At 36.3% G+C, this 15,137-nt stretch carries 17 protein-coding genes; 1 reads left to right on the forward strand and 16 read right to left on the reverse strand.

Features of this window, described 5'->3' with window-relative positions:
• Positions 1-16 precede the first annotated feature (16 nt).
• From veg to metG, 6 genes are all read right to left on the reverse strand, one after another.
• On the reverse strand, positions 17-280 hold the full coding sequence (gene veg / locus FS486_RS18135) for a biofilm formation stimulator Veg (protein ID WP_144513563.1): 264 nt from the start codon (positions 278-280) through the stop codon (positions 17-19).
• A gap of 154 nt (positions 281-434) precedes the next feature.
• Complete coding sequence (gene rsmA / locus FS486_RS18140) at positions 435-1,313, reverse strand: 16S rRNA (adenine(1518)-N(6)/adenine(1519)-N(6))-dimethyltransferase RsmA (RefSeq protein ID WP_144513565.1); 879 nt, start codon at positions 1,311-1,313, stop codon at positions 435-437.
• 3 nt (positions 1,314-1,316) lie between these two features.
• A complete protein-coding gene (rnmV, locus tag FS486_RS18145) occupies positions 1,317-1,877 on the reverse strand; it encodes a ribonuclease M5 (RefSeq protein ID WP_144513567.1) in 561 nt (186 codons plus the stop codon).
• Between the two features lie 114 nt (positions 1,878-1,991).
• Complete coding sequence (locus FS486_RS18150) at positions 1,992-3,188, reverse strand: resuscitation-promoting factor (RefSeq protein WP_144513569.1); 1,197 nt, start codon at positions 3,186-3,188, stop codon at positions 1,992-1,994.
• A 132-nt stretch (positions 3,189-3,320) separates the two neighbouring features.
• Positions 3,321-4,091, reverse strand: coding sequence for a TatD family hydrolase (locus FS486_RS18155; RefSeq protein WP_144513571.1), 771 nt, complete (start codon positions 4,089-4,091; stop codon positions 3,321-3,323).
• 363 nt (positions 4,092-4,454) lie between these two features.
• The gene (gene metG, locus FS486_RS18160) at positions 4,455-6,407 is read right to left on the reverse strand and encodes a methionine--tRNA ligase (protein ID WP_144513573.1); all 1,953 of its coding nucleotides are present in this window, start codon (positions 6,405-6,407) and stop codon (positions 4,455-4,457) included.
• A gap of 342 nt (positions 6,408-6,749) precedes the next feature.
• Between metG and FS486_RS18165 the strand changes: the two genes are divergently transcribed.
• Positions 6,750-7,031, forward strand: coding sequence for a transition state genes transcriptional regulator AbrB (locus FS486_RS18165; protein WP_186321513.1), 282 nt, complete (start codon positions 6,750-6,752; stop codon positions 7,029-7,031).
• Positions 7,032-7,072: 41 nt separating this feature from the next.
• On the opposite strand, the gene rsmI is transcribed toward FS486_RS18165, so the two are convergent.
• The 10 genes from rsmI to FS486_RS18215 all read right to left on the reverse strand — a co-directional run bounded on the left by rsmI (position 7,073) and on the right by FS486_RS18215 (position 14,328).
• Complete coding sequence (gene rsmI / locus FS486_RS18170; protein WP_144513595.1) at positions 7,073-7,951, reverse strand: 16S rRNA (cytidine(1402)-2'-O)-methyltransferase; 879 nt, start codon at positions 7,949-7,951, stop codon at positions 7,073-7,075.
• Positions 7,923-8,216, reverse strand: coding sequence for a GIY-YIG nuclease family protein (locus FS486_RS18175; RefSeq protein ID WP_144513575.1), 294 nt, complete (start codon positions 8,214-8,216; stop codon positions 7,923-7,925). The genes rsmI and FS486_RS18175 overlap by 29 nt, the downstream gene beginning before the upstream one ends.
• Positions 8,203-8,949, reverse strand: a complete 747-nt coding sequence (locus FS486_RS18180) for a tRNA1(Val) (adenine(37)-N6)-methyltransferase (RefSeq protein ID WP_144513593.1) — start codon at positions 8,947-8,949, stop codon at positions 8,203-8,205. The genes FS486_RS18175 and FS486_RS18180 overlap by 14 nt, the downstream gene beginning before the upstream one ends.
• 68 nt (positions 8,950-9,017) lie before the next feature.
• Positions 9,018-9,371 carry a DNA replication initiation control protein YabA gene (gene yabA / locus FS486_RS18185; RefSeq protein ID WP_186321514.1) on the reverse strand — a complete coding sequence of 118 codons (354 nt, stop codon included), beginning with the start codon at positions 9,369-9,371 and terminating at the stop codon, positions 9,018-9,020.
• A gap of 12 nt (positions 9,372-9,383) precedes the next feature.
• Positions 9,384-10,214 (reverse strand): PSP1 domain-containing protein, encoded by an 831-nt coding sequence (locus FS486_RS18190; protein ID WP_144513579.1) that lies wholly within the window; start codon positions 10,212-10,214, stop codon positions 9,384-9,386.
• Positions 10,207-11,214 (reverse strand): DNA polymerase III subunit delta', encoded by a 1,008-nt coding sequence (holB, locus tag FS486_RS18195; protein WP_144513581.1) that lies wholly within the window; start codon positions 11,212-11,214, stop codon positions 10,207-10,209. Before holB ends, FS486_RS18190 begins: the two co-directional genes overlap by 8 nt.
• A gap of 89 nt (positions 11,215-11,303) precedes the next feature.
• Entirely contained in the window at positions 11,304-11,744 is a 441-nt protein-coding gene (locus FS486_RS18200) for a YaaR family protein (protein ID WP_144513583.1), read from the reverse strand.
• A gap of 143 nt (positions 11,745-11,887) precedes the next feature.
• Positions 11,888-12,217 (reverse strand): cyclic-di-AMP receptor, encoded by a 330-nt coding sequence (locus tag FS486_RS18205; RefSeq protein WP_093276576.1) that lies wholly within the window; start codon positions 12,215-12,217, stop codon positions 11,888-11,890.
• A 45-nt stretch (positions 12,218-12,262) separates the two neighbouring features.
• Positions 12,263-12,904: a dTMP kinase gene (gene tmk, locus FS486_RS18210; RefSeq protein WP_260858154.1), complete on the reverse strand. Its 642-nt coding sequence runs from the start codon at positions 12,902-12,904 to the stop codon at positions 12,263-12,265.
• Positions 12,905-12,906: 2 nt separating this feature from the next.
• Positions 12,907-14,328 carry an aminotransferase class I/II-fold pyridoxal phosphate-dependent enzyme gene (locus FS486_RS18215; protein ID WP_144513587.1) on the reverse strand — a complete coding sequence of 474 codons (1,422 nt, stop codon included), beginning with the start codon at positions 14,326-14,328 and terminating at the stop codon, positions 12,907-12,909.
• Positions 14,329-15,137 lie beyond the last annotated feature (809 nt).

A 15,137-nucleotide genomic window follows, 5' to 3' on the forward strand; every position in this document is an offset into this window, starting at 1 on the left:
TAAAAGTTCTAAATACTCATTTTACAACTATTAAATTATTTGCTTCATCAAAAATAGTGATTTCTACTGCTTCTGTCAAAATGTCTGCATAACTATAAGATACACGTTCAAAAGAATTTTCATCTTGATCCAAGTCGATAACGAATACGGCGTGATAAGTTTCTCTTAATACACCAGCTCGCTCGATTGTTTTCTTGCGTCCTCCGTTTGCTTTTAATTGCAAACGCTTGCCTAAATGATGATCTAATGACTTCTTAATATCAGCTAAAGTTTTTGCCATTCTGCTTACACCTCACTGAATATTATTGTATCATCTATTTATTTTTTTGTCAAACAAAATATTTTAACAAGCGCAGGTACTACTTGTCAACGTTTTTATTTATTTATAGGAATACTTTTCAATATAAACATTACTAATATTGTAACAAGTAGCATTAATGGAAATGAGGATACAACTCATCTGCCAAATGACCGAATTCTTCAATAGATAAGGTCTCTCCTCTTCTTGTTGGTTCAATATTCACTTTTTCTAACGCTTGTAGAATAATTGATTTCTTTTCTTTCCCGTTCGGTAAAGAAGATTGTAAATTATTGATAATCGTTTTTCTTCTTTGTACAAATGATCCTCTCGATACTTTAAATAAAAAGTCTTCATCTATTACCTGAACTGGAGGTGCTTCATGGCGCGTAAGTTTAATAACTGCAGAGTCCACATTTGGCTGAGGCATAAAAACTGCTTTTGGAACAACCATCGCTACTTCTGCTTGCATATAGTACTGAATTGCAATTGAAAGTGAGCCGTATGCTTTGGTTCCAGGTGAAGCAGTAATCCGATCTGCCACTTCTTTTTGCATCATCACAACCATTCCGCGAATAGGCAAACGATCCATTAGTAATTTTAGGAGGATAGGCGTAGTTACATAGTAAGGCAAGTTTGCTACAACCATTATATCTTTATAATCCTCTAGCTTATCCGCAAACATTTGTTTAACATCCGCTTCTAATATGTCTGAGTGAATTATTTCCACATTGTCGTAAGGCGAAAGCGTATCCTCTAATACCGGTAGTAGTCGTTGATCAATTTCGAATGCCACCACTTTTCCTGCTGCTCTTGCTAAGTGTTCCGTCAATGCACCTATTCCTGGTCCAATTTCAATAGCAGCAGAATCTTTCGTAAGATTCGCATGTCCTACAATATTGCGTAAAATATTCGGGTCAATTAAAAAGTTTTGTCCTAAGCTCTTTTTAAATGAAAAGCCATACTTCTTTAATATCTCCTGTGTACGTACTGGGGTTGCTATGTCTTTTTGCATAAATTATTTATCCTCCATATCGAGCTGAGAAATTGCTTCTTCTAGCTGCTGTCTGCTAATTTGAAAAATGGAAAGTCTTTTTTGTAATTGTTTCCCATTTGTATACCCTATCTTTAATAGTTCTCCAAGTTGCGTTCTTCTTTCTTTGGAGTTTGGGTGACCGATAAGTTTCCCCATAACCAAAGTATCTAAAGGTATGGGAGGAGCTTCATCCTTATCAGACTTGGGAGTATATACATCTGCGAGTGCTCTTTGAATATCCTTGTCTTTTGCATGTTCAATTCCTAATCCTTTTCCGTTTTTAGCAATTGTTTTTTCTTTCGATAAAAATGCATGCTTTACTCCCGGAACCTGTTCCTCGATAATAGCACGAATACGTCTTCCTGGATAATCTGGGTCCGTAAAAACAATGACTCCTCTTTTTTCTTGTGCATGTTGGATTTTCATAAGTGTTTCTTTGGAAATGGCGGATCCATTCGTTTCTATTGTATCTGCATCAACGGCACGCTTAATGGCTGTTGTGTCATCTTTACCTTCTACAACAATTACTTCTTTTATTTGCAAGCATACTTCCTCTTTTCTATTTTATTACTCTTTATCATAACGCAAAAAAGCTTCCCCTATCAACGAAAGGGAAGCTATTCAAAATACAGACAGGATTTTCCTGCCCAAACTAGGTTATTTTAGCACTTTGACACGTACTTTCTTTCGGCCAAAATCATAAGCACGGGATTTGGAAGACATAAATAAATCGATTTTATTTCCCTTAATCGCACCACCAGTATCTCCTGCTACAGCATAACCATAGCCTTCTACCCAAACCTTAGAACCAAGCGGAATAATTTTTGGATCCACCGCTATTACTTTTACATTGGGATTGGACTTCAAATTAATGCCTGTTGTTGTGACACCAGAGCACCCGTTACAGTAAGCAGTATAAGCTGTTGCTGTCACGTAAAATTCGTTTCCTCCGCTAGAAGTACCTCGTGATACACTTGCAGTCATGACTTTCGTTCCTACTGCAACTACTTTTTTAGTAGGCTCTTTAATAACTTTTTCATTAACTACGCTGCGGGATACTTCTACGCCATTTTCTTTAATAACATCATAAGTTCTAGATACAGACCCTTTTTCACCCGCCTGTACTACTTTTTCATTTCCTTTTAATAAGGAGCCATCTTTTTTTGTTTCTACTGCAAAGTTTGTAGCTTCCTCAACTACATCGGTGACCTTTTCTACTCGCACTACTTGTATTACGGAATTTGGAAGCACTAATTCTTCCATTCCTCGTTCTACTCGGTCGAATTCATTCAATTGAATATTATGATGTTTTAAAAAGTCAGCGACCGTAGTCGAAGTGGACCATATCTTCTTTTCTTCCTTGCCATCTAAAAGGGTTAATTCAAACGCTTTTTCGATTTCAATTTTATTATCAGGTCCTACCTCTGCATCTGCAGCAGGTGTTATTGCATCATGTTCATTTACAGGAACATTTGCCTTTGCGAGTATTTCGGATACTAAGTCTTCAGTAGTTGTGATTGTTTGAATTTCTCCATCTACTGTAATTTCTATTTGTCTTGCCTGCTCCCACTCAATTGCTAAATTATTTGCAATTGAAGTGTTCACTGAGGGGTGTAAAAAATCATCGGTAGCGACTACTATATTATTCTGTTTTAGTAGTTCTCCGACTGTATTTGCATGTGTTAAAATCTCTTGTTGTTCTCCGTTAACTGTTAAAGCAACAGTTTTCTTTGTTCCTTCGAATAATACGAAAGAAACTACTGCAAGAAACAATAGTAATGATACAACAGTTACTAGTGTTTGCTTGCTCCTCAATGAATGAAAGAACAGGTTTTTCATGGTATTATTTGACATGAAAAACGCCTCCTTGTTCACTCGTGTGATTATATAGAGTACTTTTCTGCTTGTCAACCGTTTATACTTTTTTGCACAATTCAAACACACGAGAAACCATTCATGTCAACAGTATTGCAAAGTCTCGTTTTTTTAGTCATCTATATGAAAAAATCGTTTAGCATTTTTCGTTGTTGCTTCCGCAACTTCTTCAATTGTTATTCCTTTAAGTCTTGCAATTTCTTCAGCTACAAGCGTTACAAGTGATGGTTCATTTCTTTTTCCGCGATGGGGGTGAGGTGCTAAATAGGGTGCATCCGTTTCGATCAATAAGTGCTCTAAAGGAATCTCAGTTGCTACCTCTTTTGGTTTTTTGGCATTTTTAAAAGTTACAGGGCCTCCTAGTGAAATCATAAAGTTCATATCAATGCATTGTTGTGCAGTTTCTACACTTCCTCCAAAGCAATGCATAATTCCACCCGTAAGATGGGCCTCTTCCTCTTTTAAAATGCGGATAACATCTTCGGTTGCCTCTCGATTATGTATGATAATCGGTAAATTTACTTTTTGAGCTAAACGAATTTGTTTTCTGAATAGTTCCTGTTGAATATCTTTTGGAGACTTGTCCCAGTGATAATCCAATCCCGTTTCGCCAATCCCTACTACTTTTTCATGTGCAGCAAGTTCCTCAATCCATTTTAAATCTTCCTCTGTACAATCAATTGCATCTACTGGATGCCATCCAACAACCGCGTAAATGAACGCATACTCTTCTGCTAAATTCATCGCTCGTTCTATTGTTTTTCTATCAAATCCAATAACCACCATTTTCTTTACATCCGATTGTAAAGCTCTGTCGATCACTTCTTGTAAATCATCGTCATATTGGTCAGCATTTAAGTGTACATGCGTATCTATATACATTATTTTCTCTCCTCATCTATATCGTTTTACATTTACCACAATACTATTATAGTTACACCAAAACAGCACTCTTTTTCACACATCTTGTAATTACTTTCCCCTTTATACAGTAAAAGGCTTAAATATATTTAGTTTTAAATACTATTTAAAAATACTATTCCCGAATAGGATAACAATATTTTTTAGTGTTATTCCTACTCTTTGCTATTACTTAATAAATGAAATGCTATTGATATGAAACCTTCCATTTCTTGAAGAAGTTTGTATATACTGATCGAATGTCTTCACATTTTTTTATACTTTCTGTCGTGCTTCAAAAAAATAGATCCGTCACTTTTTTAGCGACAGATCTATTTTAACTTATTATTTCACTTGTGCGCCATTTTCAAGTTTTTCATCCACTGTTGCTAATGTTAAATAGCCATCTTTCTCTCCCGCAAGAATCATCCCTTGAGACAATTCACCTCTGAGTTTAACGGGCTTCAAGTTTGCAACTACAATTACTTTCTTACCAACCAAATCTTCTGGTTTATAATGCTTTGCTATTCCCGATACAACTTGACGTTTTTCATAGCCCAAATCCAGTTGTAGCTTTAACAGTTTATCAGCCTTTGGAATTTGTTCACACTCATACACGGTAGCTACACGTAAATCTACTTTAAAGAAGTCATCGATTGAAATTTCTTCAGACTGTGGCGATTCTTCTACATCCTCTTGTGGAGTTTGAACTGAACCTCGCATTTGATCTCGAATATAAGCTACTTCTACATCCACATCTAAACGAGGAAATATGGGAACCCCTGTTTTGATAACTTCTGTTTGGTCTTTGATCACATTAAATGAACCTAACTTATCCCATTGTAAATACTCATCACTTAGTCCAAGTTGTTTCATAATCTCTTTAGGACTATTCGTCATAAACGGTTGAATCAATGTAGCAATTTGTCGTAGACTTTCTGCTAGATTAGTCATAACTGATGCTAATTGGCCTTGAAGTGCCTCCTCTTTTGCAAGTACCCACGGTTGTGTTTCATCAATATACTTATTTGTACGTGAAACTAATGCCCATAAATCGCCTAATACAACGCTAAACTGCATTTTTTCCATATTTGTTTCGTATTTTACAACCGTTTCTTTTGCGAATTGTTGAAGAGTTGCATCAAACTCTGTAGGTTCACTTAGATTTACTGGAATTTTTCCATCAAAGTATTTATTGATCATAGAAACTGTTCTATTTAATAGGTTTCCTAAATCATTTGCTAAATCGAAGTTCGTACGTTCTACAAATGATTCTGGTGAAAATACACCGTCTTGTCCGAACGGCAGCTCACGTAGCAAGAAATAACGTGCTGCGTCTAAACCGTAGCGCTCTACTAACATTTCTGGGTACACCACATTACCTTTTGATTTAGACATTTTGCCGTCTTTCATCATGATGAAACCATGTGCAAATACCTTCTTAGGTAGTGGTAAATCCAGCGCCATTAAGAAAATCGGCCAGTAAATAGTATGGAATCGAACAATATCTTTTCCAACTACATGTACATCTGCCGGCCAATATCTTTTAAATAATGAATCGTCCTCCGACAAATAGCCAAGCGATGTAATATAATTTGTTAAAGCATCTACCCATACATAAATAACATGCTTTGGATCTCCAGGTACTTGAATTCCCCAATCGAAAGAAGTTCTTGAAACAGACAGGTCTTCTAAACCTGGCTTAATAAAGTTGTTTATCATTTCGTTTTTTCTAGATTCAGGCTCTATAAACTCTAGATTGGCTTCATAATAGGCTAACAAACGGTCTGCGTATTTCTTCATATTAAAGAAGTAAGATTCCTCTTTTACTTTATGAACAGGTCTACCACAGTCAGGACAATTACCATCCACTAATTGGCTTTCGGTAAAAAAAGACTCACAAGGTGTACAATACCAGCCTTCGTATTCTCCTTTATAAATATCTCCGTTGTCTAAAAACTTTTGAAATATCTTTTCAACGGTTTTGGTATGACGCTCTTCCGTCGTTTGGATAAAGTCATCGTAGGAAATATCCATTACTGTCCATACCTTTTTTGCAGCTTCTGCAATTTCATCTACATAGGCCTGCGGTTCCATTCCCGCTTCTTGCGCTTTTTCTTGAATCTTTTGACCATGTTCATCCATTCCAGTTAGAAATCGGACATCATACCCTCGTAGTCTTTTGTAACGAGCCATTGCATCGGATGCTACTGTTGTGTACGCAGTACCAATATGAAACTTTCCACTTGGATAGTAAATAGGTGTTGTAATATAAAATGTTTTCTGTTGATCATTCAATGTAAAGATGCCTCCAATGCTGAATCTACTTTATATTCTATTCTATCTAAACGATGTATTTGTTTCAAATAATTAATTAATCCAATACTTAGATATCAAACGATGCTTAACCGATTAAAAATTCCAAGAAATTAGTTAATATACCAAAATAATAACTAATTTCTTATTTTATAGATCAAATTTTTATCTATTAAACTATAATGTAGTCACATTTTTATCATATAACGCAAGATTAGTTGTGGTTTAATTATTGACGAAAATGGCAGTACTTGGTATGATTAGTTATATGAAAGTGTTTATGTCGAAATATGACGCAAAATATACACTCTTGAGAGGAGAAACATTATTATGAAATCTACAGGAATTGTTCGTAAAGTTGATGAATTAGGACGCGTAGTTATTCCAATCGAACTTCGTCGTACATTAGGTATTGCAGAAAAGGATGCTCTAGAAATTTACGTAGATGATGACAAAATCATCCTTAAAAAATACATGCCAAACATGACTTGTGCTGTAACTGGTGAGGTATCTGATGATAATCTTCGTCTTGTTGGTGGTAAATTGATTCTAAGCCCAGAAGGTGCAGAATTACTAATTAAAGAGATTCAAAACAATCTTAAATAATAATAAAACATCCGTATTTTTTAACAAATACGGATGTTTTATTATTTTACATGATAGTTTTGGTATACATCTCTTTTGGATAGTCCTCTTTGTATTGCTACTTCTTTTATCGCGTCTTTTGATGTACATTGTTTTTCTTCTATTATAGTATTTACATGTTCCTCAATGCTTATTTTTTCCCACCACGGAGTTTCTGATCCATCTAGTTGTTCTTCTGGACTTCCCTCTAATACAATACAAAATTCCCCGCGAATTTCGTTTTCTTCAGCCCAGATTACAGCTTCATCAATCGTCCCTCTTAAAAACTCCTCAAACTTTTTTGTCAGTTCTCTTGCTAATACAATAGAACGATTGCCGTCTATAATTGATTGCATATCTCTTAGCGAATCTTTTAAGCGATGTGGGGACTCATACAAAATGATTGTCTCTTGTCTCTTTTGAAGCTGCGTAATCTCAGCTTTTCTTTCTTTTTTATTTCTACTTAAAAAACCATAAAAGAAAAATGGTTGTGTCACTAGTCCCGAAGCAATGAGTGCACTCAATGCGGCGTTGGCACCTGGTATGGGAACTACTGCAAATCCTTCACTAACCGCTTTTGTCGCAATATCTGCACCGGGATCTGAAATGCAAGGGAGACCTGCATCACTTACTAATGCGATACGTTTGCCCTCTCTCAATAGGGTTAATATTTTTTCTCCACCAGCTTGCTGATTGTGATCATGATAACTCATCAGAGGTGTTGTTATTTCAAAATAGTTACAAAGTTTTTTCGTGTTGCGAGTATCCTCCGCAGCGATCCAGTCTACTTCTTTTAATATTCTAATGGCACGCATTGTCATGTCCTCTAAATTGCCGATAGGTGTTGCAACCAAATACAAGCAGCTACTTTGTTCATACTCCGTCGATTTCTGAGATTTCATCATCCTTATGCCCTCCCATATAGTAAATTTTTTGCTTTCTAGATAATTGTTTAAATGCGTATTCCGCTTGCATTGCTTCCCGCTTTGTTTCGAATACTTCACTATATACGCAAAAAACTGGACGTTTTGCCCTTGTATACTTTGCCCCTTTGCCTTCGTTATGGACATTTATTCTTCGAGATAAGTCATTTGTGTAACCGGCATAATAAGAACCATCATTACATTCTAAAACGTAAAAAGTATGGACATTTTTATTTTCTTCCATACAGCATCTCTTTTACTTCTTCTGTATATTGTCCATCTTCTCCATATACATATAAAGGCGGCAAGATTTTTAAATCTGGTTTTCCATCTTTCATTCCTTCTATTAATAATGTATTGGCTTCTTTCCCTTCTTTTGGATAGACAAACTGAATACGTTTCGGCTCTAGTCGGTTAGCCCTCATAGCAGTTATCATATCAAGTAACCTCCCAGGGCGATGAACAAAAGCTGCTTTTCCACCCTGCTTTAACAATTCACTTGCAGAACGTACGGCCTCGTCTAAAGTGAGATGAATTTCATGTCTAGCAATGGCTAAATGTTCTTTCAGGTTTTTATCGCTCGCTTCATGTGCCGGAAAATAAGGAGGATTACAAGTCACCACATCATATTTTTCAGATCCTATTTGTGCAGCAATTCCTTTTACGTCCCCTTGTTTAATCATAACTCGTTCTGAAAGATGGTTATATTGAACACTTCTTGTTGCCATATCCGCCAATCTTTCCTGTAATTCTATTCCTATTATTTCAGCTTTTGTTCGAGCGCTTAAAAATAATGGAATTACTCCGTTTCCTGTACATAAATCCACTATTTTTCCTCTTTTAATAGGTACATATGTAAATCTGGATAATAATACGGCATCCAATGAAAATGAAAATACAGAGGGACTTTGAATGATCCGTAAATCCTCTGCCAATAAATAATCGAGCCGTTCATCGTCCTTTAACCATTGATCCATCATTAATTCATTCCCCCAAGCAAAACAAAAAACTGACACCCACTGGTGGAGTGGTATCAGTCAATTGATCATATGTTTTGTTTATTTAAAAATGATAAGCAAAAAAGACAATCTTCCTCTTTACGTGAACTTCCAAAATGAACATGGCAAACATGATATCCTTCTTGGTAAAGTCTTGCTAAATTATCATAGCCTTCCCCAATATCATTTTTGCTCAATTTTTCTTCTCTTATTTTCTCGTTTAGTACTTCTTTTTCATGTATTTCATCGAGTCTTTGTCTTAGATGATTGTTTTCTTGTTGCAGCGTCTGACGTTCCTCTAGCATTATCGCTACAAATTCTTTTAATGCGCGAAATTGCAGCTGCGTGGACTCCAATTGTTTTTCAAATTCTATAATTGTATCTAAAAAATTACGGTCCATCACACATTCACCTCATTGCCCCGACCATTGTACCGGATTTTCCGCATGGCTAATAATTTCTTCTAACGTGTAATCTAACACTCGTTGTGGATCATTTAACTCTATACGTAAAACTCGTTCTAAAATATTCATTCCTACTACTCTTCCAAGACCATCTGGAGTTTCAATTTTATCACCGATATCCGGCATTTTTTCTCTAGCTATTTCGTACTCATCGTTTTCGTATTTTAAACAACACATTAGGCGACCACATAAACCTGATATTTTGGAAGGGTTTAGAGATAAATTTTGATCTTTTGCCATTTTAATAGAAACTGGCTCAAAATCACCTAAGAAAGTAGAACAGCAAAGCATACGACCACAAGGACCTATTCCTCCAAGCATTTTTGCCTCGTCTCGAACGCCGATTTGTCTAAGCTCAATGCGTGTTCTAAATACGGATGCTAAATCCTTTACTAAGTCACGAAAGTCTACTCGTCCTTCAGCAGTAAAGTAAAAAATAATTTTGTTTCTGTCAAATGTATATTCGACATCCACTAGTTTCATTTCTAATTCTCTTTCCAAAATTTTCTCTGTGCCTAAGGCTAGAGCTTGTACAGATTCCAAACGATTTTCTTCCACTTGAATACGATCTTTTTCTGTGGAAGGTCTTACTACTTGTTTCAAAGGAAGAACGACATCATGCTCTCCTACTTGTTTGATTGGTACGACTACTTTCCCGTACTCAACCCCTCTGGCAGTCTCTACAATAACATAATCGTCTTTCTCTAATGCAAAATCTACTGGATCAAAATAATATATTTTACCCGCTTTTTTAAAGCGAACTCCTACAACATTATACAAAAGTAAATACCTCCTGCAAGTTAAGCATTAATTGCTCCATCATCAGCGTCCGGTTCATATTTTTATGCAAATTTTGTTTCGCATGTAAAATGATTTCTAATTGCTTGGATAATTGCTCATAAGTGGTGTGCAAAGCAACTTGTTTCCAATAATGTGTCATATCCGGATAAGTACATACTGCGACGGCACTTGCTTTTATAGCTACTATATCACGATAAGCGAATAGTAGTAAATCTAATGCTTGCTCTGCTTGTTCTTTCTCTTTCAGCAACGGTCCAAAATCTTCATGGATACACATTAATGCATCTTGAACACTTTTACCACTCGCCTCAACCAATTTTAACACTGATTTCCTTGCAAGTCCAAAATGCTCGTCCTTCGCTAAATTAATCGCTTCTTCGACTTGATTTGTCATACGACAAACGGTTGAAGCCATTGAGTCTGTTATTCCCTCTTCTACAAGTCGCTGTTTTAAAACAGATTGAGGCATGGCTGCTAAACTTAAATGCTGACATCTCGAACGAATAGTTGGAATAAGTGCATGCATTTTATCTGTTAAAAGTATAGCTGTAATTTCACTTTGAGGTTCTTCTAAAAATTTTAGTAAAGTATTGGCGGCACTAGCATTTAATTGATCTGCATGATGAATAACGTATATTTTACGTCCAGTTTCAATAGCAGTTTTACTCATCTCTTGAATCAGTTCATCTATCTGCCCCCTCTTGATGAATTGACCATCGGGTTCAAGCTCCATTAAATTCAAATGATTATTCGACTTTAGTCTTTTACAGCTTCGACATGTTTCACATGGAACATTTTTTGAAGGTTGTTCACATAATATAAGCTGTACAAAAAACTGCATTACTTTTATTTTCCCTGTTCCTTTTGCACCTTCTATTATATAAGCATGTCCAATACGATTTTTCTCAACAATTGATTGTATTTGCTTAATTGCTACAGGCTGTAATTTATCTACACCGTCAATTGACCAGTTTTCCATATATCTCACCTTTTTCAAAAACTCCATATTTTATATTCTTCTATCTTTATAAAAATCCCGTGTCTCGCGATGGCGAAAACACGGGAACTTTACGTGTACAAATTTATAAGTAGACCTTTTATCTCTCCTATTTTATCTAACAGATCAATAGAGCTTTTTTCTTGGTCCAGTATTTCTTCAGCCAGTTCAACTAACTTCTCATCGATTGTCTCTACAAGTTTCAGTTTGCGCCCTTCACCGAATCGATTCCAAGTATGGGATTGTTTCAATCCCATACCAAAATCTACGGCTTCCTGTAAAAATTTTTTTATTAGCATTTTAAACTTTGCCATATCACGTAAATTTCTAGATCGTGCAAGACGGTCGCCTGCTGTTGTAATATCTCCTAACAGTTTAGTCATTGTCTCCGTCTGCATTCTTTGTTCCTGCTTTGTAACCATTTGACCAAATTTAGCAGATTGCGGACCATTTTGCATAGATTCTTTTCTTACTTTATCTATTCCTACTCGCAAATCTTGATTTATTTTCAATGTTTTCTATCCCTTCACTAACTACACATGCTTGTCGAGCTTTCTCCTGCGCATAGCTTGATGAAAATTGTTTGAGCAAATTCTAATACCCGCCGGAGGCTTAACCTTCATTAGTAGGGGGTTGAAAATACTACTGGATAAGGTTAAAAATGGTGGAACTGCTCAATCGGCAGTACAAATACCGTAGCTCCTCCTACTTCAACCTCTACTGGGTATGGAATGTATGAATCTGCATTTCCTCCCATTGGAGAAACAGGTGCAACCATTTGTTCACGTGCTCTACAGTTATCTCTAATCAATTCTAAAGCAGAAGCCACTAATGAGTCATCCGTACCGATTAAAAATGTAGTATTTCCCGATCGCAAAAAACCACCTGTACTGGCAAGTTTTGTAGCTCTAAACTTCGCTTTCGTTAAAGCATTAGACAATCGATTACTGTCCTGATCCTGTACTACCGCTACTATCAATTTCATCGATACTCACTCCTATTATTTTTCTTTTTTTTATTATAACACGAATTATCTAATAATTTCTAATTCCCTTTTTATAACTTTATATGCTTCTTCTAATACCGTCTCTAAAGAACGAGAAGCATCAATTACTTCTATTCGATCAGGATATTGTTCAACTAATTGCAAATAACCTGTCCTCACTTTTTCATGAAAAGCTAGACTTTCTACATCTAAGCGATTTTTCTCTCGATTATTATGAGCATTAATTCTTTCCAAACCAACACTTGGCTCAATATCAAAAAGAATAGTTTTGTTCGGCATCATCTCACCAATAGCAAACTTATTGATAGCTAAAATTTCTTCTATACCAATTCCTCTAGCAAATCCTTGATAGGCAAGGGAACTATCTATAAAACGATCGCAAATAACTATTTTTCCCGCTGCAATAGCAGGTTGTACTTTTTCAACTAAATGCTGTCTTCTAGCAGCTGCATATAGTAAAGCTTCCGTACGGCTATCCATCATTGTATGCTCATTATCTAAAATTATGTTTCGAATCTTTTCAGAAATCATAATTCCACCAGGCTCTCTTGTCATCAGAACATCATAGCCTTCATCTTTTAGTTTATTGCCCAGTAAATTCATTACTGTAGTTTTACCAGCACCTTCTGGACCTTCACTAGAAATAAAATACCCTCTTTTTAGCACAATTAATCCTCCACTACATATATTAACTTTTCTCCAAGTCGATGTTCTCCTTGAAAAACCGCTCCCTTTTCCATCCATTCTTCTAACTCGGTCAGCATCGTAACCGTTATTTTTTCCCCAGCTATTATAAGAGGGATTCCAGGTGGATAAGGAATAACCATTCCTTTAGCGATTCTTCCAATAGAACGAACGTATGGAATCCATTCTCCGCGCTTCTCACTTAATTCCCCTACACCCATATGTAACGTGGTAAGAGAATATTGAGTCTTTAGCTGGATTCCACTCGGACTATTCGGAATTTCTTTTCGCAATTCATCCGCTGCATATTTTATACGTTTTCTAATTTCCGCAAAAGGAAATTCATGCTCTACCTTTAATAAAGGTAGGATAAACAACACTTGATGTACATCCGCTAACTCTACATAGACATTCTGTGCTTCCAATACCTTTTGCACTTGAAAACCCGAATACTTTCCTATTCGGATCAACATCTTTAGGGGATCCTCTACTTCAACTACTTCCAGAAGAGGAATACTCTTTAATCCAGAGATAAACATCCTTCTTCTCTCTATGAACTGTTTAAAGTCTACCTCATTATATCTTTCCACATAACTTCTCGCATCATCCAAAGAAGCTAATAACAAATAGGACGGACTACTAGACTGAAGCATCCTCAAATATTTATTTATCCTATCTGCATCTATTAAAGTAGAATTGACATGTATAAAGGATCCCATCGTCAAAGCAGGCAATGTTTTATGAGCAGACTGAACAACAACGTCTGCCCCATACGCTAATGCAGACATTGGAAATCCCCTATGTACACCGAAATGTGCACCATGTGCTTCATCTACAAGTACCGGTATATTACTCGTATGACAAAACTGGACAATATTTTTTAAGTCAGAAGATGCCACTCCATAATAACTAGGGTAAGTAAGTACAACAGCTTTCGCATTAGGATATTGCCTAATAGCTTCTTGTATCACTTCCAATGAAACATAGGAGGCGGTCTTCGTTCGCTCATCCCATTGTGGTGTAACAAAAACTGGCTCTACTCCAACTAGTTCAATCGCATGAAAAATAGATTTATGAGCATTCCTTTGTACAATAATCTGCTCCCCAAAATGACAAGCAGCGTAAATCATCGCCAAGTTTCCTACAGTTGTCCCATTTACTAAAAAAAAGCTTTTCCGCGTGTTGTATACAGCAGCAAGAAGACTCTCTGCCTCTTTAATTGCTTCTTCCGGATGGTGATAGTCATCTAATCCACTAAGTTCTGTTAAGTCATACTGCATCGTTTTTTTTATAGTGTTTGGTAAATTTGATAAAAGTCCATGTTTATGACCAGGTACATGAAAAGAAATGCCTTTTTGATTATGAAATTTCTCTAATGCCTCGACTAACGGCCGTTTTTCCTGCATGGTGTACTACCTCACATTATCATTCAATTTCTCTTCTTTCATTATACATGAATATTGAACACGATTATGTAATAAAAGAAGAGATTGGCTTGCAATACGTAATTTAGAACAACCATTTATGTACTACTATCTTATTAAAAGTAAAGTTTGCTTAGGAGTAAGCAGACTAGCTTAAGTAGTTTTACAGGAAGAACAATCCAATGAGATTGGAGTTACCTACTAGCAGGAAAATTGTCCAATAAAAGAAGAGATTATTTGGAAACGAATGGTTTAACGCAACTAAATGTGCTGCGAAGGCAACCAATTTAGACATCAAAGCAACCAGTGTTCCTACGAGAGTAACCAGTTTCTCGTCAAGAGCAACTAACTAAGCTTAGGTTACCTACTAGTATAAAATTCCCCATAAAAGAAGAGATTATTTGGAAATGAATGGCTTAACGCAACCAAATGTGCTGCGAAGGCAACCAATTCATCGTGGAGAGCAAGCAAATGAGGTTAGAATGCCTATTAGCAGTAAAATTATTCAATAAAAGAAGCTCTTATTTTGAAATAAATGGCTTAACGCAACTAATTGTGCTGGGAGAGCAACCAACTTAGACCTCAAAGCAACCAGTTTGATCACGAGAACAACCAATTCCCCTCCGAAAGCAACCAAATGAGGTTGGTCTGCGATTGGTCCTTTATTAGTCTACCGAGATCTGTTTTTCCCCTAACTAAACTACTCTATAAATACAAAAAAAGCCGCTACCGATTACTCGGTAACGACTTCTTCTTGTGTGCCCAGCGACGTCCTACTCTCACAGGGGGAG

The sequence above is a fragment of the Bacillus sp. FJAT-22090 genome (assembly GCF_007676755.1).
GTDB lineage: Bacteria > Bacillota > Bacilli > Bacillales_A > Planococcaceae > Psychrobacillus.